The organism is Spirosoma rhododendri (assembly GCF_012849055.1).
GTDB lineage: Bacteria > Bacteroidota > Bacteroidia > Cytophagales > Spirosomataceae > Spirosoma > Spirosoma rhododendri.
On record NZ_CP051677.1, the window covers coordinates 3,950,990 to 3,974,892 of the forward strand.

Annotated in this window: 17 protein-coding genes and 1 pseudogene; 2 read left to right on the forward strand and 16 right to left on the reverse strand. The window is 57.6% G+C overall.

What is annotated here, in order from left to right; genetic code table 11:
- Window positions 1–38: 38 nt before the first annotated feature.
- From HH216_RS16390 to HH216_RS16430, 9 genes and pseudogenes are all read right to left on the reverse strand, one after another.
- Window positions 39–893 carry a DUF58 domain-containing protein gene (locus HH216_RS16390; protein ID WP_169551779.1) on the reverse strand — a complete coding sequence of 285 codons (855 nt, stop codon included), beginning with the start codon at window positions 891–893 and terminating at the stop codon, window positions 39–41.
- A 90-nt stretch (window positions 894–983) separates the two neighbouring features.
- A pseudogene (locus HH216_RS16395) lies at window positions 984–1,972 on the reverse strand (AAA family ATPase).
- A 48-nt stretch (window positions 1,973–2,020) separates the two neighbouring features.
- Window positions 2,021–2,638, reverse strand: coding sequence for a DUF4159 domain-containing protein (locus HH216_RS16400; protein ID WP_169551780.1), 618 nt, complete (start codon window positions 2,636–2,638; stop codon window positions 2,021–2,023).
- 66 nt (window positions 2,639–2,704) lie between these two features.
- Window positions 2,705–3,376, reverse strand: coding sequence for a Uma2 family endonuclease (locus HH216_RS16405; protein WP_169551781.1), 672 nt, complete (start codon window positions 3,374–3,376; stop codon window positions 2,705–2,707).
- 69 nt (window positions 3,377–3,445) lie between these two features.
- Window positions 3,446–4,780 carry a TldD/PmbA family protein gene (locus HH216_RS16410; RefSeq protein ID WP_169551782.1) on the reverse strand — a complete coding sequence of 445 codons (1,335 nt, stop codon included), beginning with the start codon at window positions 4,778–4,780 and terminating at the stop codon, window positions 3,446–3,448.
- A 112-nt stretch (window positions 4,781–4,892) separates the two neighbouring features.
- Window positions 4,893–6,533: a TldD/PmbA family protein gene (locus HH216_RS16415; protein ID WP_169551783.1), complete on the reverse strand. Its 1,641-nt coding sequence runs from the start codon at window positions 6,531–6,533 to the stop codon at window positions 4,893–4,895.
- Window positions 6,534–6,669: 136 nt separating this feature from the next.
- The gene (locus tag HH216_RS16420) at window positions 6,670–8,031 is read right to left on the reverse strand and encodes a TldD/PmbA family protein (RefSeq protein ID WP_169551784.1); all 1,362 of its coding nucleotides are present in this window, start codon (window positions 8,029–8,031) and stop codon (window positions 6,670–6,672) included.
- 90 nt (window positions 8,032–8,121) lie between these two features.
- A complete protein-coding gene (locus HH216_RS16425; protein WP_169551785.1) occupies window positions 8,122–9,762 on the reverse strand; it encodes a TldD/PmbA family protein in 1,641 nt (546 codons plus the stop codon).
- A gap of 131 nt (window positions 9,763–9,893) precedes the next feature.
- Window positions 9,894–11,228, reverse strand: coding sequence for a TldD/PmbA family protein (locus tag HH216_RS16430; protein ID WP_169551786.1), 1,335 nt, complete (start codon window positions 11,226–11,228; stop codon window positions 9,894–9,896).
- A gap of 281 nt (window positions 11,229–11,509) precedes the next feature.
- Between HH216_RS16430 and HH216_RS16435 the strand changes: the two genes are divergently transcribed.
- The gene (locus HH216_RS16435; protein ID WP_169551787.1) at window positions 11,510–12,412 is read left to right on the forward strand and encodes a helix-turn-helix domain-containing protein; all 903 of its coding nucleotides are present in this window, start codon (window positions 11,510–11,512) and stop codon (window positions 12,410–12,412) included.
- An 82-nt stretch (window positions 12,413–12,494) separates the two neighbouring features.
- Window positions 12,495–13,352, forward strand: a complete 858-nt coding sequence (locus HH216_RS16440) for an oxidoreductase (RefSeq protein WP_169551788.1) — start codon at window positions 12,495–12,497, stop codon at window positions 13,350–13,352.
- 254 nt (window positions 13,353–13,606) lie between these two features.
- Here HH216_RS16440 and HH216_RS16445 read toward each other — a convergent pair whose 3' ends face one another.
- From HH216_RS16445 to HH216_RS16475, 7 genes are all read right to left on the reverse strand, one after another.
- On the reverse strand, window positions 13,607–14,677 hold the full coding sequence (locus HH216_RS16445; RefSeq protein WP_169551789.1) for a dipeptidase: 1,071 nt from the start codon (window positions 14,675–14,677) through the stop codon (window positions 13,607–13,609).
- Window positions 14,678–14,857: 180 nt separating this feature from the next.
- On the reverse strand, window positions 14,858–15,970 hold the full coding sequence (locus HH216_RS16450; RefSeq protein ID WP_169551790.1) for a D-TA family PLP-dependent enzyme: 1,113 nt from the start codon (window positions 15,968–15,970) through the stop codon (window positions 14,858–14,860).
- A 199-nt stretch (window positions 15,971–16,169) separates the two neighbouring features.
- Entirely contained in the window at window positions 16,170–16,661 is a 492-nt protein-coding gene (locus HH216_RS16455) for a RidA family protein (RefSeq protein WP_169551791.1), read from the reverse strand.
- A gap of 101 nt (window positions 16,662–16,762) precedes the next feature.
- On the reverse strand, window positions 16,763–18,076 hold the full coding sequence (locus HH216_RS16460; RefSeq protein WP_169551792.1) for a gluconate:H+ symporter: 1,314 nt from the start codon (window positions 18,074–18,076) through the stop codon (window positions 16,763–16,765).
- A gap of 101 nt (window positions 18,077–18,177) precedes the next feature.
- The gene (locus HH216_RS16465) at window positions 18,178–19,830 is read right to left on the reverse strand and encodes an alpha-L-fucosidase (RefSeq protein WP_169551793.1); all 1,653 of its coding nucleotides are present in this window, start codon (window positions 19,828–19,830) and stop codon (window positions 18,178–18,180) included.
- A gap of 157 nt (window positions 19,831–19,987) precedes the next feature.
- Window positions 19,988–22,297, reverse strand: a complete 2,310-nt coding sequence (locus HH216_RS16470; protein ID WP_169551794.1) for a glycoside hydrolase family 20 protein — start codon at window positions 22,295–22,297, stop codon at window positions 19,988–19,990.
- A gap of 30 nt (window positions 22,298–22,327) precedes the next feature.
- Window positions 22,328–23,878 carry a SusD/RagB family nutrient-binding outer membrane lipoprotein gene (locus HH216_RS16475; RefSeq protein WP_169551795.1) on the reverse strand — a complete coding sequence of 517 codons (1,551 nt, stop codon included), beginning with the start codon at window positions 23,876–23,878 and terminating at the stop codon, window positions 22,328–22,330.
- Window positions 23,879–23,903: the final 25 nt, after the last annotated feature.

Below are 23,903 nucleotides of genomic sequence, written 5' to 3' on the forward strand. Positions count from 1 at the left end.
CGGTCCAGGCTACACCATATGCGTCAGCCAACCACGAACTACGAACCCAATAAGAACTGCTTCAGCACTAGCGCGATTGGATCGCTCAGGCGGGTGCGGATCAGCCTGACGTGCGGGATGCGTAGCTTTTCGTCTAGTTGGTTTAGGTACTCCGTAGCTCGCTGCCGGACGGTGTCGCGGACGGCGTCGGCTTCGATTTCCAGTTCCTGACCGGTTTCGAGGTCTTGAAACCGGTAGAAGCCGCGCAGCGAGAAATCCAGTTCCTGATCGCCCAGCAACTGAAAAATGACGATCTCCCGCCGGGGTCCGGCTACGCGCTGAATCAGGTTCACCCACTCGTCGTCGACCTGCAAAAAATCAGACGCCAGCACCAGCATCTCGCTTTGCTTGCGACTAAACTCCGGAAACGACGTGGCCGTGCTGCGCCAGCTACCCGACGCGGTCGTGCCTTCGAGCGTAGCGATGATCTTTTGCAACGCACTTCGACCCGCTGGAACGACCGGCTGAACTGCCCCCTCGTGCAGCGTGTACAAGCTGATCTGATCACTTTGCCGATTGGCCAGATACGCCAGCGACGCCAGCAGAATCTTCGCGTAATTCAACCGGCTAACCCCATTCTCAGCGTAGTTCATCGACCCCGACTGATCGAGTACGAATCGTATCTGCTGGTTGCTTTCCGTGGCCGATTCCCGCACCAGATACTGATTCGATTTAGCGAACAGCTTCCAGTCGATGCGTTTAGGGTCGTCGCCGGGAACGTAGTGTCGAAACTGCTCGAACTCCGTCCCGATTCCAGACCGCTGACTCGTCTGAATACCCAGCAACAACTCGTCGCTGACCAGTTTCCCGGCCAGTTGCAGGTTGTTTAGTTTGATGAGTTCGGTCGTGAGCATACAGGTATATAGTGTACGGTTTCCAGTATACAGTTTACAGCTGCCCGATTGACTGCTGCCAGCGGACCGAAAACTGTATACCGAAAACTATTATCCAATCTTCACGTCCGTCAGTAGCTGCCGGATGACATGGTCGGTGGTGATGCCTTCGGCGTCGGCGCGGAAATTGAGGGCGATGCGGTGGCGCAACACCGGATACGCCAGCGTCTGAATATCGTCGGGAATGACCGAGAATCGTTCGTTTAGTACGGCGCGGGCCTTGGCGCACAGCACCAGTGCCTGCCCCGCGCGCGGCCCGGCCCCCCACTGACTCCACTGCTTCACATAGGCCGAGGGCGACCCGTCGGGGCGGGTGGCGCGTACCAGTCGGTTGATACCTGCAATGAGGTCGTCGCTGATGTGGACCTGCCGGGTCAGGTGTTGCAGATCGATGATTTCTTCGTCCGACAACACCGTCTGTAGCTGCGGGCGGTCCGTTCCGGTCGTGCTCTTCAGGACGCTCAGTTCCTCGTGTTCGGCGGGGTAGCTGAGTTTGATGTACAGCAGAAAGCGGTCAAGCTGCGCTTCGGGTAGGGGATAGGTTCCGGCCTGTTCGATGGGGTTCTGCGTGGCAATAATCAGGAACGGCTTCGGCAGCGGGTAGTCGTTACCGCCGTAGGTCACGCGGTATTCCTGCATGGCTTCCAGCATGGCCGCCTGCGTCTTGGGGGGCGTCCGGTTGATCTCATCGGCCAGCACGACGTTGGCGAAAATAGGCCCCTGATTGAAGACAAACACCTTGCGGCCCGTCTCGTGGTCGTCCTCCAGAATCTCCGTCCCGACAATATCGCCGGGCATCAGGTCGGGCGTAAACTGGATGCGTTTGAAGCGCATCGCCAAGGCGTCGGACATGGTCTTGACCATCAGCGTTTTGGCCAGGCCGGGTACGCCTTCCAGCAGGCAATGCCCCCCGCCAGCAAGGCGATAAGCACTTCGCTGATGGCTTCCTGCTGCCCGATGATGACCTTGCCGATTTCGTTCCGTAGCTGCGGCAGTTTCGCCACCAGCGTTTTGTAATGGGTTTTGTCTGCGGTTTCCAACGAGCTAATTTTTCAGGTTGTATGTTGATGTACGCGTACTGAAACAGGTTACGCCGTCAGGGCGTAGGTAACGATATTGACGCCGAAGCGGGTATTGTCTTCGGCCAGAAAACGCTTGTTCCGAAAGTCGTAATCCCACTCGCAGCCGTAGTCTTTGTTGCTGTACAAAACCCCGATGCGACCGTTGATCAGTATGGCCTTGAGGTAATCGTGTACGAGGTCGTCACCCCAGCCGTTCAGCTCGAAAGACGTCGTGGGCGGGCCGTCGGTAAACTTGAAAAAGCAGGTGTAGATCGGGTGGTCGTTCGGGATTTTTTGCAGGGCTTTGGGGCCGAACGTGCGTCCCATTTCCTGCTCGAACGACTTGGCAAACAGGCCGTCCACGTCGTGGTTGCAGTCGTCGACGAAGACGAAGCCGCCGTTCTGCACGTATCGTTTGAAGTTGTCGCGTTCCTTCGCCGAAAACTCGACCAGCTTGTGCCCGCTGAGGTAGCAGAACGGACTTTTAAACAGATCGGGACTGCCCAACTGTACCACCTTTTCCTTCTGATCGACGGGCAGCGTCGTGTATTCCACCAGCGAATGCATCAGGTTCGACGGCATCCGCTGGTCGGTGTCCCAGTCGCCGGAGGTGTATTGAATACGGGTGAAGAAAAAGGGTTTCAAGGTCGTTTGTTGAGTAAGGCCCGCAAACGGGTTCGCTGTACGTAGGCAGAAAAAGTGACAGGCTCCTCAGCTTGCCGTATTCATCAATGATTTAAGTGTGGCCAGATTAGTTGCCTGATCGAAGATGGCGCGAACCGGAATCGTGAATCCGGGTACGGTCAACGCCGTCAGTGTGTCGTCGTTATACAGGATGTTGGCCACGGCAAACGCCATCGTCGCGTCATCGAGTCGATATTGTTCAACCGATTGCCGGACGGGGTCGATGATCCAGTATTCGCCGACACCATGCGCGGCATAGTCGTCAAATTTGATTCCGCGATCACGGCCCGTAGTGCTTTTCGACAGGATTTCTACAATCAGATCCGGGGCCGGGTGCTCCATTTGGTCGTCCACAAATGAACTGGCCGTTTCCTTGTTCCAGTAGCAGATATCTGGCTCGTAATCGTTACGACTCAGCCCGACAAGTGCCTTTTCCGAATCGACAGCGCCCAGATCGTTGAGCATAACGAAGTTCAGGAGCAGATTTTCCAGATACTTGGTAGCATCCAGATGCCGGCGTTTTACGGGGGAATGCATGATGACGTCGCCGTTGATGAATTCGGCCTTTACGTCGTCGCGCAGCCATTCCCGGAACGCCCGGCGACGCTGGGCTTCATCGGCCAGTATAGCCTGCACTCGCTCAATAACGAGTTTGGCATCAGGGGCTTCAAGAAGGTCGTGAACGCGGCTATTTATCATGGTGATTTGAATGGCGGTGGTTATTCGTTGTACACGATGAAGATACGACGAATCCGGCGGAACCGCCAGTTATACTGCATCGGATAGGCTCGTGAAGGTGAACTCCCGGATTTTCATCGGCGGAATCAGGTGGTTGTTGAACGTTTCCGTGCTGACCGTCCGCTCCGGCTTACCCAGCGCGTCCAGATTGTTGAGCATGATGATCGGACTCTCGTTGAAGCGGAAATTTTTGATGGGAAACTTGATCCGCCCATTTTCGATGTAGAATGTTCCGTCGCGGGTTAGGCCGGTGTAGAGCATGGTTTGCGGGTCGACCGGGCGGATGTACCAAAGCTTGGTGACGAGGATGCCGCGTGGCGTCGTTCGGATCATCTCCTCCAGCGACGCGTTGCCGCCCATCATAATCAGGTTGCTGGGGTACGGTGTGGCTTTCTTGCCGGTCTTTTGCGCCCAGTACCGGCTGTACGCCAGATTTTTGACTACGCCCTTCTCGATCCACATCGTTTTCTCCTGCGGCCGCCCGTCGCCCGACCAGGGGGATGCGGGTAGCTCGGGATTGGTCGGGTCGGAGTAGATCGTTATCCGGTCGTCCACGATTTTGTCGCCCAGCCGCGATTTGCCGCCCGCCTTGCTGAAGTAGGAGCGGCCCTCGTCGGCCGAGCGGGCGTCGAGGTCGGCGTAGATGTTTTCGATCAGCACCGAACCCGCCGTTGGTTCGAGAATGACGGTGTATTTGCCGGGTTCGAGTGCCCGCGCATCAGCCGATGCCTGCGCCTTCTGCATAGCGATGCGGGTCGCGGAGGCCGTGTCGAGTTTGGTGAAGTCGCTGTAGCCACGGGTCACGTAGCCCGATCCTTTGCCGTTTGGCGTGCGGACCGTTAGCGAGAAATTGACGTTGGTGCTGGGGTAATAGGCAAATAATCCTTTCGAATTCATCATCGCCCGAACCCCGTAATTGTCTTCCAGAAAGCCCGCGCCAACCAGGTTCGTGTCGCGGGTCAGGGACAGGCTTTTACCAGCGGCAGCGGCCCGGTCGACCGATGAAATGCTGGCCGTCGAGTCGAAGAAGCCGGTTGTTTTCAGGTACTGTTGCGGGCCGAGTAGACCCACATACTCCGGGTTTTCGGGGGCCAGCCGGGCCAGCTCTTCCGACCGTCGGACCGCTTTTTCCAGCGATGCGTCGTCAAATTCATCGATGGTTGCTACACCGACTTTTTTGCCGAACGCCGATTGAACGGCCACGTTTTTATTGGTCACCGATCCGCTGGTCGACACCTCATTCCGGGCGTAGCGGAGGTTCCCGCGTTCCTCGCTCAGGAGGTTAACTTCGCATTCGTCGGCTTTCGAGTAACTCAGTACTTTGGTTAGCAGGGCTTTAGCCTCCGCTTCAGTGAGAATAGCCATGGGCGGGCAGGTTCAACGTTTAAAGTTTGTGGTTTAATGTTTAACGTCACTAGCGCTAACCGTGCTGGCGTCAGTAACCTTAAACGTTGAACCATAAACTTTAAACCAAGAGTTAAATTTTCCTTGCGGTGTTGATGACGTTGATGCCTTTGAAGCGGGCGGTCGAGCTGCCGTGCGAAACGGCGTTTGACTGCGGGGGCTGGCCTTTGCCGTCGAAGAACGCACCACCCAGCCGGAAGTCGCGCTGATCGCAGACGGCGACGCAGGAATTCCAGAACTCCTGCGTGTTCGATTGGTAGGCTATGTCTTTGAGCATCCCGACGATCTGCCCGTTTTTGATCTCGTAGAACAACTGTCCACCAAACTGGAAGTTGTAGCGTTGCTGATCGATGGAGAACGAGCCGTCGCCGATGATGTAAATGCCTTTCTCGACACCTTTGATCATCTCGGCTACGGATAGGGGTGTCTTACCCGCTGCCAGCGACACGTTGGCCATGCGCTGAAACTGCACCGAACTCCAGTTGTCGGCGTAGCAGCAGCCCTGCGAATGGTTTTCGCCGATGATATGGACCTGATCGCGGATGGCCTGGTAGTTGACCAGAATGCCGTCTTTCACCAGATCCCAACGCTGGGTTTCGACACCTTCATCGTCCCAGCCGACAGCACCCAACGAGTTAGGCTGCGTCTTGTCGGCGAAGAAGTTGACGAGCTTGCTGCCGTAGTTGAAGTTTTTCGACTCCCACTTGTCGAGCGTCGCGAACGACGTACCGGCGAAGTTAGCTTCGTAGCCCAGCACGCGGTCGAGTTCCAGCGGGTGACCCACCGATTCGTGGATAGTCAGCCAGGTGTGCGAGGGGTCGAGGACCAGATCGTACTTGCCCGCTTCGACCGACTTGGCCGACAGTTTCTGCCTGGCCTGTTTGGCAGCAGCGGTAATGTCTTCCAGTATGTCGTAGCCCATGTTGTAGCGGGTCGTGATACCGGTTACTTTGTCGGTCGGGTTGGCCTGTAGGTAATCGTAGCTCATCCCCATCGGCGCGCTCAGGGCCTGCCGGGTTTCAAACTTACCTGTTTTGGGGTCGATGGCCGTGACGGTGAACGTAGGCCAGATCCGGTGAACGTCCTGATCGGCGTAAGTGCCGTCGGTCGAGGCAAAGTACTTCTGCTCGTTCACCATGAACAGCAGCGAGTTGACGAAGTTGGCTCCGTTTTTCAGGGCCGCTGAATTAGCCGTCAGTAACAAATCCGCTTTCTCCTTGATCGGTACCTCGAAGGCGTTAGTCTTGATGGGCGCTTTCCAGCTCACCTCGCCAAAGCCCTTCTGCGGAGCCAGTTGAACGGGCGTTTTCATCAGGGTGGCGTTGGCCTTGGCGATGGAAACGGCTTTCTCGGCCGCTTTCGCCATGTCCGTCTCCGACCGGGCATCGACAAGCGCGGCAAAGCCCCAGCAGCCATCGGCGATGACCCGGACCCCCACGCCATACGACTCAGTGTTGATCAGGTTTTCGACCTTGTCTTCGCGGGTGATGACGAATTGATTAAGATAGCGGCCAATACGCACGTCGGCGTAGGTAGCCCCCTTGCTTTTGGCGGCATTGAGGGCGGCATCGGCCAGCCGTTTTTTCACCGAGACATCCAGACCCGGCTCCAGCAGGGCTTCAGGCGCGACGGCGCGGGAAAAGGCGGGCAACGACGGCAGCATCAGACTGCCCGCGCCCATACCCGATAACTGAATAAACTGACGACGATCCAAGTGGGTGGGGGTTTGTGTGTTAGTTTAAGGTTTATGCCGGGCCGCCGGGCGGTTTAACGTTTAATGTTCTTTCAGGTCCCGAACAACATTAAACGTTAAACCGCCCGGCGGCCCGGCATAAACCTTAAACCGAAAACTAGACAGCATCTGACAAACTGGTGAACGTAAAGTCGCGTATTTTCATCGGCGGAATCAGGTTGCCGCCCGCCCGGACGGGCTTGCCCAACGCTTCGAGGTTGTTGAGCATGATGACCGGACTTTCGTTAAAACGGAAGTTTTTGACGGGGAATTTGATTTGCCCGTTTTCGATGTAGAACGTTCCGTCGCGGGTCAGGCCGGTGTAAAGCAGCGTCTGCGGGTCGACGGCGCGGATGTACCACAGACGCGTGACGAGGATGCCTTTTTCGGTACCCTTGATCATGTCGAGCAGCGACTGCGTGCCGCCCTGCACGATGAACCCCGCCGGGTTGGGAATCGGTTTGATACCTTTTTTGTCGGCCCAGTAGCGCGACGCCGGTACGTTCTTGACCACGCCGTTCTCGATCCAGGTTACTTTTTCCTGCGGGACGCCGTCGTTGCCGCCACCCCCACCGAAGCGACCGCCCCCGCCACCTCCTCCACCGCCGAAGGGCGATAGCGGCAGGTCAGCGTTCAGCGGATCGGTGTAGATCGTGACGCGCTCGTCGAATAGTTTTTCGCCCAGCCGACTTCCTCCGCCTTTTTTGCTCAGGAATGAGCGGCCTTCGTCGGTGCTGCGGGCGTCCATGCTGCGGACCATGTTTTGTAGCAGTTCAACCGATGCTGTGGGTTCGAGAATGACGGTGTACTTACCCGGTTCGAGTGCCCGCGCGTTGACCGATGCCAAGGCTTTCTGCATGGCAATCTCGGTGGTGCTGCGGGTGTTCAGCTTGCTAACGTCGGTAAAGTCGGGGCTGGCGTAACCGGATCCGGTACCGTCGGCCGTGCGGACCGTGACCGAGAAATTAACGTTGGTGGCTTTGTTGTACCCAAATAGTCCTTTGCTGTTACCGATGGACGAAAAACCGGTCGTGTCTTCCATATATCCGGCGGCCGTGAGGTTCTTTTTGCGGCAGGGATCGATGCTGTCGAAGGTGGCCTGCGCCCGAAACTCCGGGTCGATCTTCGCGGTGCTGTCAGCAAATGTCTTCGTATCCAGATACGATTGTTGCCCCAGCATGGGCATGTATTCGGGGTTCTCGGGAGCTAGTCGGGCGATTTCCTCGGCCCGCCGGACGGTCTTTTCCAGCGACGCGTCGTCGAACTCGTTGATTGTCGCCGTACCGGCTTTCTTACCGAAAACAGCCGTCACCGACAGGCTCAGGTTATCCGATTCGCCACTGGTCGAAACGGCGTTGCGGGCGTAGCGGATGTTACCCCGGCGGCTCCCCGACAGGTTGGCACTCGTCTCGTCGGCCTTCGCATACGACAGCACCTTGTCGATAATCTGCTTCGCTTCGTCTTTTGAGAGTATGGGCATGAGGGCGGGTTTAACGTTTAAGGTTTAAAGTCTAATGTTTACTGTTGTGCAGAGACAACCTTGAACCTTAGACTTTAAACCTTGAACACATTATATCTTCCTTGCAGTATTAATGACGTTGACGCCTTTGAAACGGGCGGTTGCGCTGCCGTGGGAGACGGCGCTGCTTTGCGAGGGTTGCCCTTTACCGTCGCTGAACGCACCGCCCAGCCGGTAGTCGCTTTCGTCGCAGACGGCCACGCAGGAATTCCAGAACTCGCGCGTGTTGGCCTGATACGCTACGTCTTTGAGCATGCCGACGATCTGTCCGTTCTTAATCTCGTAGAATAACTGACCGCCAAACTGGAAGTTATAACGCTGCTGATCGATGGAGAACGAGCCGTCGCCGATGATGTATATCCCCTTCTCGACGCCCTTGATCATGTCCTGCACCGACAGTGGTGTTTTGCCCGGTGCCAGCGACACGTTCGGCATCCGCTGGAACTGCACCGAACTCCAGTTGTCGGCGTAGCAGCAGCCCTGCGACTCTTTTTCGCCGATGATATGGACCTGATCGCGGATAGCCTGGTAGTTGACAAGAATACCGTCTTTCACCAGATCCCACTTCTTGGTTTTGACGCCCTCATCGTCCCAGCCGACAGCACCCAGCGAACCCGGCTGCACCTTGTCGGCGAAGAAGTTGACCACCGGACTGCCGTAGTTGAAGTTCTTCGATTTCCACTTGTCGAGCGTGACGAACGACGTACCGGCATAGTTGGCTTCGTAGCCCAGTACGCGGTCGAGTTCCAGCGGGTGGCCCACCGATTCGTGGATGGTCAGCCAGGTGTGCGAGGGGTCGAGCACCAGGTCATACTTGCCCGCTTCAACCGACTTGGCCGACAACTTTTCCTTGGCCTGCTTTGCGGCAGCGGTGATGTCTTCAAGCATGTCGTACCCCATGTTGTAGCGGGTCGTGATGCCCCCTACCTTGTCGGATGGGTTCACCTGCAAATATTCGTAACCCATGCCCATCGGCGCGCTCAGCGAATCGCGGGTGGCAAACCGACCGTTCTGCGGGTCGACGGCCGTAACGGTGAAGTTGGGGCCAATCCGGTGAATGTCCTGATCGGCGTAGGTGCCGTCGGTGGAAGCAAAGTACTTCTGCTCGTTGATTTGCAGCAGCACGTTGTTGACGAAGTTGGCCCCGTTCTGCATGGCAGCCGCGTTACAGGCCAGCAGCAGTTCGACCTTCTCTTTGACGGGCACTTCAAAGGCGTTTTTCTTGATGGGCGCTTTCCAGCTTACCTCGCCGAAGCCCTGCTGTGGAGCCAGCTGCACCGGCTCGGTCAGCAGGCGGGCGTTTGCTTTGGCGATGGCAACGGCTGTCTCAGCCGCTTTCGCGACTACGGCTTCGTCGCGGGCGTCGCCCACCGATGCAAAGCCCCAGCAGCCGTTGGCAATGACCCGGACACCCACCCCGAACGATTCGGAGTTGATGACGCCCTGCACTTTATTCTCGCGCGTCAGCACAGATTGATTAAGGTAGCGGCCGATACGCACGTCGGCGTAGGTAGCCCCCTTGCTTTTGGCGGCATTGAGGGCGGCATCGGCCAGCCGTTTCTTCACCGAGACATCCAGACCCGGCTCCAGCAGGGCTTCGGGGGATACGGTACGGGCAAACGAGGGGACCGCCGGCATCATCATGCCCAGCGCCCCCATACTCATGAGTTGGTTAAAATCGCGTCGTTTCACTTCTGAAGGAGTTTAACGTTTGATGTTTAAAGTTTAATGTTCAAGTCAGGTCTACGGAGGATGTGATGGCGGTATCAGAGCACTAACTCGAATGATAAGCCAACTTTAAACCTTAGACCTTGAACCTGAAACTAGACTGCGTCCGAAAGGCTGGTGAAGGTGAAGTCGCGGATTTTCATCGGCGGGACGAGGTTGCCACCCATGCGGACAGGTTTGCCCAGCGCTTCGAGGTTGTTGAGCATGATGACCGGACTTTCGTTGAAACGGAAGTTTTTGACGGGGAATTTGATTTGCCCGTTTTCGATGTAGAACGTCCCGTCGCGGGTCAGACCCGTGTACAGCAGCGTTTGCGGATCGACGGGGCGGATGTACCAGAAGCGCGTGACGAGGATGCCTTTTTCGGTGCTCTTAATCATGTCGGCCAGCGATTGTGTGCCGCCTTCCATGATGAAGTTGCCGCCCGGTGGGGTAGCATGAACGCCTTTCTTTTCGGCCCAATAGCGCGAATACGGCATATTCTTGACCACACCTTTCTCAATCCACGTCACCTTCTCCTGCGGCCGACCGTCGCCACTGAACGCTCCGTTCGGCACCTCTGGGTTTGTCGGGTCGGAGTAGATCGTGACGCGCTCATCGAAGAGTTTTTCACCTAAGCGGGTGCCGCCCCCTTTCTTGCTCAGAAACGACCGGCCTTCATCGGCAGCGCGGGCATCCATCGACCGGAACATGGCCGTCATCAGCGACGCGTCGACATTGGCCACCAAAGCCGCCGGTTCGAGAATAACGGTGTATTTGCCGGGTTCGAGAGCGCGGGCGCTGCTCGATGCCAGTGCCTTCTGCATGGCGATTTCGGTCGCGTCTTTCGTGTTCAGCTTGCTGACGTCGGTGACGTCGCGGGTGGCGTAGCCGGACCCCATCCCATCGGCCGTACGAACCGTAACCGAGAATTCCACCGATGTGTCGCGGTTGTAGGCCGACAGCCCTTTCGTGTTGCCGATGGCGTTGAAGCGGGTGGAGTCTTCCATGTACCCGGCGGCCGTGAGGTTCTTTTTGCGGCAGGGGTCGATGCTGTCGAAAGTGGCCTGCGCCCGGAAGTCGGGCGTCATGTCGGCGGTCGACTGCGCGTACGGGTTGGTTTTCAGGTACTGCTGCGGCCCCAGCATGGGCATGTATTCGGGGTTCTCGGGGGCCAGCCGGGCGATTTCCTCGGCCCGCCGGACGGTCTTTTCCAGTGACGCATCATCGAACTCGTTAATTGTCGCCGTACCGGTTTTTTTGCCGAAAGCCGCTGTGACGGCGAGGGAGAGGTTGGTGCTTTCGCCACTGGTGGAGACGGCGTTGCGGGCGTAGCGAATGTTGCCCCGTCGGCCACCCGACATGTTAACGCTCATTTCATCTGCCTTCGAATAGGACAGTACTTTGTCGATAATTCGCTTTGCCTCAGCCTCCGTGAGTAGGGTTGTCATTATTTGTTGAGAAGTTAGGAATAATTGGTTGCACAGCGATTTACAGTGAACCGGATTGTATAGTTAGCAAAATTTGTTGGAACAAAAATACGCGGAATGCCAAATTTACACGGTTGGTACAGGAGCGTGATGGGCGGAATGCCAGAATATTCGTGCTGAATAGCGAATAATTGATTGCGTAGGTGGGTAGAGACGAAACGGACGGATCACAGAGCAATCCGCAACGGGGCAGAAAGTTACTGCCTGTTTTTTCTCCTAATTGAATTTGGTAAGTTTGGACTATGCAACCAACGGAGAGCCTCGAAGAATTTTACCGGCATAAACTTAAAACGATGCCCGGCGATCAGCAAGCCAATATCGGTCAGGTCAACGTGTTTCGACTGGAAGATTGCCTGGTTCCCACTGCGAGTCCGGTACGATATAGCCGACGCGATTTCTATAAGATTTCACTCGTTAGAGGCCGTAATGTTTACCATTACGCTGATAAAAGCATCGAAGTCGACGGACCGACTCTGTTGTTTTTTAACCCGCAGGTACCGTATACGTGGCAGCCTGTAGCCGACGACACGACCGGTTTTTTCTGCATTTTCCGTGAAGCATTTTTCCGGGGGTGGTTTGACGCTGGTCTGGCCGAACTGCCCATGTTCCGGCCCGGTAGCCAACCCGCCTATAGGTTAAACGACGCCCAGAGCGGTGAGGTTGGGGCACTCTACGAGAAGATGCTGGCTGAACTCAATTCGGACTATACCTTTAAATATGATCTGATTCGCACTTATGTGTCGGAACTGATTCACTACGCGCTGAAGCTGCGCCCTGCCGAGACGCTGTACCAGCACCCCGATGCCGGGGCGCGACTGACGGCCGTATTTATTGAACTGCTCGAACGACAGTTTCCCGTTGAGTTGGGAACCCGGCGGCTTACGCTTCGTTCGGCAGGCGACTTTGCCCACCAGCTTTCCATACATGTCAACCACCTAAACCGTTGCGTGCGCGAGACGACGGGGAAAGCGACGACCGAGCATATTGCCGAACGCCTGGCGAGTGAAGCAAAGGCCCTGCTCCGACACAGCGACTGGAACATCGCCGAGATTGGCTATAGCCTTGGCTTCGACGAACCGGCGCATTTCAACTACTTCTTCAAGAAACGAACAGGCCTGACGCCATCCGCATTTCGGCATGTTTGAATTAGGTAAGTATCGGCTTGAATCTGGTAACCGCACCCCCTGTTGAGCCAGCTACTTTTGCTGTTGTCAAACAAACAGCATCATGCAAAATCAACAAGTGTGGTTTATTACCGGCGCGTCCAAAGGACTCGGTCTCGAGTTAGTGAAACAACTGCTACAGGCGGGGCACCGGGTAGCGGCTACATCCCGCGATGTGGGCGAGTTGCAGCGGGTCGTCGGTACCGAGTCAGTCGACTACTTGCCCATGACGGTGGACCTGACGGCCGAAGACAGTGTGAGAAAAGCCATTCAGACTACAATTGAGGTGTTTGGCCGAATCGACGTAGTCGTCAACAACGCAGGCTATGGCCAATTGGGCAGTCTGGAAGAACTGACCGACGAAGAAGCCAGAAATAACTTCGATGTCAATGTGTTTGGGATGCTGCACGTAATCCGGCAGGTGATGCCCGAGCTACGAAAGCAGGGGAGCGGACATATTCTTAACCTGTCGTCGATTGCTGGTATTACCGGTGCGTTTCCGGGATGGGGTATTTACTGTGCTACCAAATTTGCCGTGGAGGGGTTGTCGGAGTCATTAGCGGCCGAGGCTGCTCCATTCGGGATCAACGTAACGCTGGTTGAGCCGGGTTATTTTCGGACGGATTTTCTGTCGTCCGGCTCGATGCAGGTTGCCCGTCATCCGCTAGATGCGTACAGGCTGGTGCGGGAGTCTGAAGCGATACATCAGCAGCAGATCAGGGGGAATCAGCCGGGCGATCCGGTAAAAGCGGCTGCCGCGATGATTCAGATTGCCGCTGAGCCCAACCCACCGCTTCACCTGCTGCTCGGGCCGGATGCTTTCGGGATGGCGGAGACTAAAATCAAGGCGTTGCAGGCAGACATGGACCAATGGAAGGCCATGTCAATGTCAACCAATTTTACCGAACCGATCAGCGCATAGGCCGTTAGGTGGCCGTGTTGTCCCCGGCAGCTTCCAGCCGCTCGGCGGTCCGATGTCGGAGCCATAGGCTAAGTGCGATTGCCTGATTAGCCGCTGACGCGGCTCCGACATCGGACCGCCGAGCGGCTGGAAGCTGCCGGGGACAACGTAATAACTTTACATACATACGCTGTTACATGTCCGCGTTGCCGGTACAGTGGTAACCCGTTTTCACCGGTTCAGCAACAGGAAGCCGGTGAAAACGGGTTATTTGGTTACGCCCACGCCCGGCGGAGGAAGCGGAGCCAGTTGCCGTGCATGACGTTGGCGACGTCGGCTTCGGAATAGCCGCGCTGCCGAAGGAGGTCCGGGATTTTTTGCAGGTCGGCGATGGTATCGAGGTCGTAGGGGCACTGTTCTTTCCCAAACGCACCGTCGAGGTCGGAGCCGATACCGATGTGGTTGGCGTTGCCCGCCAGTTGGCAGATATGGTCGAGGTGGTCGATCATCACCGACAGCGAACAGTTCGTTGATTCGGGCGTCGACGTACCCCGTACCCAGCCCGGTACCATCATCCACGCGTCTAGCGGACCGCCGATGACGGCGTCGCGGGCGATAAGTTCGCGCAGCTGATCGTCGGAAAACTGCCGGTTGTGGTCGACCAGGGCGCGGCAATTGTGGTGGCTAGCCCAGACGGTACCGTTGAAGTGGTCGAGTGCGTCGCGGAAACTATCGTCGGAGAGGTGGGTCGCGTCGAGGATGATGTTGAGCCGTTCCATTTCGCGGAGCAGGTCGTGGCCCATTGGTCCCATCGGACCGGTAGCGTCGGTACCCTGCGCGTACCGGCCGGGACCGTAGTGGGCCGGACCAATCGCCCGCAAACCGTAGTCGTAGGCCCGCTGTACATAGTCGACCGTGGTAAGTGAGTCGGCTCCTTCCAGACTCAGAATGTAGCCAATCGGTTTGTCGTCGACGGGTTCGTCGTCGCTCCACAGCACTAGGTGGTCTTCCAGTTCGTCCAGGTTGCGAATTGGGGTCATCTGCCCTTCCTCGGCCATGGCTTCGTACCACGTGCGCTGCCCCTGCGTCTGAGCCCACGCCTGTTCGGGCGACTGCCAGCCGGGTAGCGGATTGTCGGGGGCAACATAGCGGGCGATCTGCGTGGCTACGACCAGCCCCACCTTGCCCCGGCGCAAATCGGGGAGCGACACGGTACCTTTGGCGCGGTCGGGTTTGTCGGTCATGCCCTGCTCGCGCTGCCGAATTTGATGGGCGGTTTGCCGCAGGTCGCGGTTCCACTCCATCGCGTTCATACTCAGGTCTAAATGGGCGTCGATTGTAAACATATGATTGGTGTTTTTTGTAGAGACGCGATCCTTCGCGTCTCACCGCCGGATGGTTTTGGCTGACGCACGCTGAGACGCGAAGGGTCGCGTTTCTACAACGCCATCGAACGTCATTAAAAGTGATGCGTCTGGGCTACACGCCTACGTCAGCCACTGTAAACCGAAAACGGAATACTCTTTTTACACTGTCAGAACCCGGTCGCGGGCGGTGGTTTTCCATGTGCCGAACAGGTGGCCTTGCTCGATGGTGCGGGCGCGGTCGAACAGGGCGACGGTTGGGCAGATGTGGTGCGGGAGGGCGTACAGCACGTCGCCAACGCGGTAGGGGTGGTTGTCGCCCGCGTCGACGGTCAGGTGCTCTTCGCTCTGTCCGGTGGCCCGTAGGTTTGGCGCGTTGAGGAAGGTCAGGCGCTGGGTCAATTCTCCCTCGGCCGCTACCGATTTATGACCGATGTCGATGCAAAGCGTGGTCGGTGTTGGCAACGAAATCACCCGACCGACAACCAGCGCGGCCGGTTCAAAGGGTTGTTCGGGCAGGATTGTCCCGTACCCCTCGTCCCAGTAAATAAACGTGCCGGGGCTGCACTCGACATCCGGGCGTTGCGCATGAATCGGGAACGTCGGGCTGCCGCCAGCCACGATGATCGGATCGAAGCCGCGCGTCCGTAGCTGTTCGCGTAACTGGGCGACGGGGGCAAACGCTGCGTCGCAACGGGCTGTCCGTACGCTCATATCGGTGTCGCGGAGGTGTCCGTCGTACGCGTGTAGGCCCACGGGCCGAATGCCGGGTAGCGTCGCCAGTTGTTCGTACAACAGCGCGGCCTGGTCGTCGGGCAGGATACCCGTGCGGTTCATACCGACGTTCAGGTCGATGTACACCGGCACGGTCAGTCCGGCAGCGGTCGCTCGTTCCGAGAGCTGTTTGGCGGTGTCGAGGTTGTCGATCAGGCAGGCGAAGCGTGTGTTCGGGTACGCCCGGATCAGATCGATCAGGCGCTGCTGTTTGGCACCCACCGGCTGATATGCCAGCAGGACGTCGGATGCACCGGCTTCCGCGAGCATCTCGGCTTCGGCAATGGTCGCGCACTTGAACTTACGAATGCCTGCGTCGAGCAGCAACCGGCTCGCGTCGGGCGACTTGTGCGTCTTGACATGCGGCCGCAGCCGGGATACATCGTCGACGTAAGCCAGCAGCCGGTCGATGTTCTGCCGGACGCGGTCGGGGTAAATCACCAGCGCGGGCGTATCGAGCGCATCGACATCGGTGATCGTGTACCAGTCGGAATTAATCATAGTGTTTTTAACACAGAGGCACAGAGAATACAAAGTGTTCTTTTGTGATTTTGTCATTCCGAGCGTGCGAGGAATCTTCGGGTGAAGCAAACAAATCCTCCTTGTCCGAAGATTCCTCGCACGCTCGGAATGACAAAAAAGCTCTAAATGACAGCGATACTCCGTGCCTCTGTGTTGAAAAGCTGTGTTTAAAAAAAGATTACACCAGTTCAAATAGGGCTTCGATTTCGACGGGGATGTTGTCTGGCAGGGAGCCGAAGCCGACGGCCGAACGGACGCCGATGCCGTTTTCTTCGCCCCACACCTGCGCAAACAGTTCGCTGCATCCGTTGATGATGAACGGATGCCGTTCGAAGTCGGGTGTGCAGTTGACCATGCCGAGTACTTTGATCACCCGCTTCACCCGGTCGAGGCTGCCGAGGTGGGTTTGGATGGTCGACAGGATGGTCAGGCCCACTTGCCGGGCGGCCAGTTTGCCCTCCTCCATGTTCATGTCGGCCGGATTAGCGTCGGTGCCGATGCGACCGATGATCAGGCTTTTGTCGTCCTGCACGGGTCCATGTCCCGATACGTACAGGTATTTGCCGTCGATCAGGTACGGTTTGTAAACGCCCAGTGGCCGGGGAGCCGGGGGAAGATTCAGATTCAGTTGAGCGAAAGCCGCTTCGGGCGAGAGTGTGTCGATGGACATTCTAGTTTGACGTTTAATGTCTAATGTTTAAGGTTCGGACGCGCCACGGTGATCACCGGGAGATTAGCATCAACGTTAAACGTTGAACCTTAACCCTTGAACTAAAGAATTAAATTAAAAAGCAGTACGCCCGCCAGGCCGGCGAAGGCGACAATGGTTTCCATGAGAGACCACGACCGGATCGTGTCTTTCAGGCTGAGGTTAAAGTATTCCTTGAATAACCAGAAGCCGGGGTCGTTGACGTGCGAGAACATCAGGCTGCCCGCCCCAACGGCTATGACCATCAGGCTGGGGTTGACGTGCTGCTGGGCGACGATAGGCGCGATGATGCCCGCAGCTGTGAGTCCGGCAACGGTCGCTGAACCCAGACAGATGCGGATGATAGCGGCAATCAGCCAGCCCAGTACCAGCGGGGGTAAGGTCAGCGTTTGCAGGCGCGTGGCCAGCTCCAGACTCAGCCCGCTGTCGGACAGTACCTGCTTCAGCGCACCCGCTCCGGCGATGATGAGCAGAATCATGGCCACGTCTTTAGCCGCTTCCTCGTAGATCTTCATCACCTGCGGCATCGTCTTGCCGTTGGACAAGCCCAGACTGACCGTTGCGACGAGGACCGAAATCAGCATTACCACCGCCGGGTCGCCGATAAATGCCGTCGATGTCATTAGCGCGTCGTTGGTTGGGAAGGCGACGCGTAATATCGTTGTGATTGCCAGGAGCACGACGGGCAGCAGGGCTGAGAGGAAGCTGTTGAGCGTGCCGGGGCGGTTGTCGGTCGGAACGGGCTTGGTAGCGAAGGTGTCGAGTGGTTCGGCGTGGATACCTTTCAGCGTCTGTGCGAAGATCGGTCCGGCCAGGATAATCGTTGGAATGGCGATGGCGATACCGAGCAATAGCGTTAGGCCCATGTTGGCCCCAAATTGCGATACCAGCGCGGCCGGGGAGGGGTGGGGCGGCAGAAAACCGTGGGCCACCGACAGCGATGCCAGCATGGGCAGGCCGATGTACACCGCTGGCAGCTTGTAGCGGTACACGACCGAAAAGATCAGCGGGATCATCAGTACGAAACCGACATTGTAGAACAGTGGAATACCGATGATGAAGCCCGTACACATCAGCCCCCATTGGATGTAGCGTTGCCCGAACAGGTTCATCATCACCCCGGCGATTGTCTGTGCCGCGCCACTTTCGGCCACTAGTTTGCCCAGCATGGCCCCCAGTGCGATCACTACCACCAGCCCGCCCAGCGTGTCGCCGATGCCTTTCTGCACGGATTTGGCCACGTCGACGAGGGGCATACCCAGCAACGCACCCGCCAGCAGCGACACGACCAGAAACGACAGAAACGGGCTGACTTTTCCCCATGAAATCAGCAGGATCAGCAGCAACACACACAGGCCAACGGTTAGCAGGGGCATAGTTTTTTTTGGGGTTTGTGGTTCGTAGTTTGTGGTTTGTAGTTGCTGGCGCAAGCAATTTCCGCCGGAGGAACCACAAACCACGAACCACAAACCGTGAACTACTCTAATCTCAGCTTGCTGATGCTCAGGGTATTGCCGTCGATAGACAGACCATCCTGAATCAGTACAGCGCGGTATTCGATTTCGTCGTAGGTTTTCAGTGTACCGGCCACCAGTTCCAGACTTTGCTTGCCGGTTTGCGAAACCGGATACACGTCCGTCAGAGTCCAGGGCTGGTTAAAGTCTTCGTTAAGCGAACTCTGCACCGGGCGGTAGGCAAAGCCCAGCCGATACTGTTTGCCGTCGCCGAGTTTCAGCACGTCGGCGGTGAGTTTCAGGTTGCCGTTGGGCAGTTTCTCGGCGGGCATCGTGCGGAACTGTACCGGCTCGACGGCGGGTGTCACGTTGGTCAGTTTGAGCACAATCGGGTTGGGCCATTTGTGGTTGTTGTAGATGCGCTGCGCCCGCACCACCGACACTTTCAACTCGTCTGCCGTCTGCTCGAATCGCGTCTGTCCGTCGTTGGTTGGCTGGTATTCGACCACGTTACCCGTTTGCCCCAGGACACTGACTTCCGTTTTGCCCGTGGCCTTCACCGACCGGATCAGAAACTCACGACGTTGGCCGCGTGGCCAGTTGGGCATACCCGTCAGGTACGCAAAAACGGTGTTGTCGGTTTTGTGTTTGGTGAACCAGATGTCGCCTTCATTGCGAACGATCCAGGGGCGCACGTCGTGGACGGATTCATGGTTGATGAAGTGCCACGCGCCAATTTCCATCAGCCGACCCATCTGCCCTTCGTTCAGGTCACCCCACTGCGTCGGGCCGACGTTGAGCAGGTACGAGCCGCCTTTTGCCCGCGCTTCGATCAGGAAGTTAATCAGTTCCGTACCCGACTTATAGTGGTCGTTAGTGGGTTTGTAGTTCCAGGCCGTACCCATGGTCATGTTGCTCTCCCACGGGCGTTCGAGGGTTTCGCCGGGCATGTATTGCTCGGGCGTTTGCAGCGCACCCCGTGTAATCAGGCAGTTGGGCTGGTATTTCCAGACCGTCGCTTTGACTTCCTCCCGCAGCACGTCGCTGTCGATAAAAAACAGGTCGACGGGGCCGTAATTGGTCATCAGCTCGCGGCACTGCGCTTCCACGAACGTTTTGTATTTCGCCTGAAATGGCCTTGCTTTCTCCCAGTGCCCGTCGCGGGTGATGTCTTTCATACCGTTGCGGTAGGCAAAGGAAAAATCTTCGGGCGAATAATAAAAACCGACAGCCAGCCCCCACTTGCGACACGCATCGACAAACTGCCGGACAATGTCCTTTTTGTAGGGCGTATTCATCACGCCGAAGTCGGTGGTTTTGGTGTCCCACATACAGAAACCTGCGTGGTGCTTGGTCGTGAACATGATGTATTTCATGCCCGCGTTCTTGGCCAGAATCACCAGCCGCTCGGGGTCCCAGTCTTTGGGGTAGAATGTCTTGGGGAGTTCGCGGATATAGCGGTCGACGTAATCGGGTGACGCACCGACCATCGAGTGACTGATGACGACGCCCAGTTGGGTGTCGACGTTCCAGTGAATAAACATGCCGAAACCGGCGTCTTTGAGCCAGGCTTCCCGTTCGGGTTTGTTGTGATTGACGCCCAACTGCTCCTGCGCCCAACCCCGGTGGGTTGTCAGCAACAGCAACAGACAGGCAAAGCGAATCAAATGACGCATGAGTTAGAAAAAGGAAAAATGACTAGTTTTTTACTGAATGTGGCCTTCCGGTTGTGTACCCCCCAGCCCCGAAGCGTCGGCCCGGCCTGAAGGGGGAGCGGCTCATTTGCGGAATGCTCCCCCTTCAGGGGGTTGGGGGTACACAACCGGAGGGGAATCACCGAACAATCACCTCGTCCAGTAGCAGCCACGCTTTGCCACCGGCGCCGTATTCACCGGCTGGGATGAGGCCCTGCCCGGTTGCCTGAATGCGGATATAGCGGGCTTGTGTGGGGGTGAATTTTCCGTCGACGGGGTTGATGCCGTTGGTGGGAAACTGGGTCTGTTCATAGACGGGTCGATACGTGTTGCCATCGGTGGAGACAGAGATACGGAGCTGTTTCGGGGGCCACATGCGCTGCCAGCGGTAGGCCAGTATGTGCGTGCTGACCTGCGAAATGGTTTGCAGACTGTCGAGGTCGACCACAATATCAGGATCGGTGCCGGAGAAGCCGACCCACTCGCCGGTGTTGTAGCGCGTCGTGCCTGTTCGTCCGTTGACCAGCACCTGCATACTCGCCGGTCGATACGCACCCGACGGCTGCGGGCTGACCGTAACCGGCTTACCCGTCGCCTTGCTGATCGTGAACGCCTGACTTATGACTCGATCCTGCTGCTGTCCGTTGACAAACAGGGCTGACCGGATGGTGCTAGTCTGCGTAACGGCTATTGGCTGGGTGTACAACGTGCTGCGTTTGGTTGGGGCGCTGCCGTCGGTGGTGTAGCGAAGCTGCGCACCGGGTTTGGTCGTTGTCAGCGCGTACAGAACCTGACCGGCGGGCGATACACTGACGGTGTCGGTGGGTTCGTCGAAGTGTGGATCGTAGTGAACGTTTTGGCGGTCGAGGAGGGGGCGTTGCTGCCGGAGCCGACGCAGAAAATCAGGGAAGTCGCGTTGGGGGCGGGGTGTCCAGCCGGTTTCGGCCAGAGCCAGCAGGCGCGGGAATACCATGTACTCCGCTTTGTCGGGTGTAGGCATGTATTCGGTCCAGACGTTGCCCTGCACACCCAGCAGGTAACGGGCTTCGTCGGCGTCTAGGCTGTCGGGCAGGGGTTCGTAGCTGTACGTTTTTCGCAACGGCGTGTAGCCCGCAGCTGCCAGCGGCTCATCGGGGTGGAGCGACTGGTAGTAATCGAAATAGACGTGACTTTCGGGCGTCATGATCGCGTAATGGTGTTGCCGCATCGCCTGAATACCACCCTCGATGCCGCGCCAGCTCATCACGGCCGCGCTGTCCGACAGGCGCAGACTGGGGTTATGCCCCTCCAGAATCTCGTCCCAGCCGATCAGTTGCCGACCCCGCCGGTTGAGGTGTTTTTCGATGCGCCGGATAAAGTACCGCTGTAACTCGTTTTCGTTCGCCAGCTTCTCCGACCGGATACGCGCCTGACAGCGGGCGCAGGTTTGCCACCGGACCTTAGGGCATTCGTCGCCCCCGATGTGGATATAGCGCGACGGAAACAGGTCGATTACTTCGTCGAGTACGTTGGTCAGCATGGTGAAGGTGCTGTCGTTGCCTGCACAGAACACATCGTCGAAGATGCCCCAGAACGTAGCGGCTGCGTAGGGACCACCCGGCGACCCGTCGGGTTTCAGACAACCTAGATTCGGGAAGGCACTCAGTGCCGCCAGCGCATGGCCCGGCATTTCGATTTCGGGGATGACCGTGATATGGCGTTCGGCGGCATACCGGACAATCGCGCGCACCTCGTCCTGCGTGTAGAAACCGCCGTAGCGTTTGCCATCGAATCGGTGGGGTAGTTCTTTCTTATGGCCGATCATCGTCTGGGCGCGATAGGCGGCCGTTCGCTGCAATTGCGGATAGCGTTTGATCTCGACGCGCCAGCCCTGATCGTCGGTCAGGTGCCAGTGGAAGGTGTTGAGTTTGTAGCGGGCCAGCCCGTCGATGTATTTCTTGATGAACGACACCGGGAACATATGGCGGCTAACGTCGAGTTGCATGCCCCGGTATGGGAAGCGCGGGTAGTCGTCGATCTGTTGACAGCGAATGCGTCCCATTGGCGCGGCCAGTTCGAGCAGTTGACGCAGCGATTGCAGGCCGAAGAACAGGCCTGCATCGTCGTGCGCGGTCAGGTCGATAGCCGTCGTGCGAATGAGCAGTCGATACCCTTCGGGTTTAGGAATAGCCGTTGAGTCAATGCGAAGTTGAAGGGTTGACGCGGTGGATGTGGCGGATGTGGTTGCGGAAAGCGGAAAGCCAAGGAGTTGCCGGGCCATTGTCAGGGTAGCTGCCGGAACAGATTTACCAGCCAACAGGCGGGTTTGCCGGGTCAGCAAAAACGAACCCGACGCTGGTCGGACCGACACCGGACGGGGAATCAGGGCCGTCGAGTCAGAGAAAGTTGGCTGGGCGAAACACGACGCCCAGCCAAACCCGATTATCACTAATAAACCTATGATGCGCACTGTTGTGAGGGAAGAGAGAGCGAAAAGCGGTTACTGCTTGTCCCACCAGATGCGGGTTGTCAGCAGGTTGGCACCCTGCCGGGCAACGGCCGCGCTGTACTGGGTGTTGTTAACGCTCTCTTCGGTTGGTGGGTAAAGCAGTCGGCGCGGAATAACTCCTCCCGTAATGTTGCCCGTAACGTTGACGGGCGTCAGGGCGGGGTAGCCCGTCCGGCGCCAGCTTGCGAAGGCTTCCTGCTCATCAGGGAAGAGGGTTACCCACAACTGCGAGCCGATCTGCGCCAGTTTGGCGTCGGTTGAGCCGCTGGTTGGGAACGGATTCTTCGTCAGATACGCATTGACTTTCGCCGTTGAAATGCTGCCCGCCGTCGCGTTGATCTGTGCCCAGTTGGCCATCGCCGAGCGAACGCCCGTGTTGTAAGCCGTGGCTGCGTCGCCCGAATACCAGCCCCGTACGGCCGCTTCGGCCAGCAGGAGGTTGACTTCGGCAGCTGTCATCACCAGTACCGGCGCGTCGAGTTTCAGCACCGTAACGGGGTTGGGCTCCGAATAAGTCTTGAAGTCGGCGGGCTTGACGAGCAGGCCGTTGGGCATCCCCCGTTGCAGGGATGTCGTGGTGTCGGCAGTAGAGCCGTTCCAGACGACAGCGATAACGTTCAGGCGCGGGTCGGCCGAGTTTTTCAGTACGTCGATAAACGTCCGGGCCAGCTTGCCGCCTTCAATGTTGTCGTTACCGTTGCCTGGGCTATAGTCGCTGTTACGCATCGACAGCGCGTAAGGGTTCTTGTTGATGTCCTGCCCCGACGCCAGGTAGTTGATCTTCGCCAGGTCGCTATCCTGCGTGATAACGCCCCCGGCGATGGCTTTCTTCGCCCAGGTCTGTGCACTGGTTGGGTCGGCCTTAGTCATCCGCATCGCCAGCCGTAGCATCAGCGAATTCGCGAACTTCTTCCACCGGTCAATGTTGCCGCCGTAGATCAGGTCAGCCGTGCCGAAGGTTGTTTTGGTCGCGTCGAATGCCTGCACCGATTGGTCGAGTTCGTTCAGCATATCGGCGTAAATGGCCTGCTGCGTATCGTATTTGGGCGTAAACAGGTTCTGCGTGTAACCCTTAGCCGCGTCGCTGTACGGGATATCGCCGTACAGATCTGTGATGCGGTGCATGGTGTAAACGCGCCAGATGCGGGCCGCCGACAACAGATTGACCTGACTGGCATCGGTCGATACCGCCCGGATTACCTCGCTGATTTCATTGACGGCGTTGGGGTAGCCATTCTGGAAGAAATCGTAGGGGTAGGTGCCCTGCTGGAAGTAATACTTGTCGCCAATGGCCGGTACGTCTTTGTAGGTGGCGAAGTGCTGAATCGAGCCGCCACTGGCCAGTACCCCGGTCGAGTAGTAGCTGTTGTTCAGCGCGTCGAGCTGCGCTTTGGTGAACACGTAAGCGGGCGTAATGGTCGACGACGCATCGGGGTTGATGTTCATCTGCTCGAAGCCCTTGTCGCAGGCCGTCAGGCCCGCCAGCAGTCCGGCCATCAGCAGCGACCGGCGCAGGAATGTATGGGAAGAAAGGAATGTCATATGTGCTTTCTATTGTGGGTTGTAA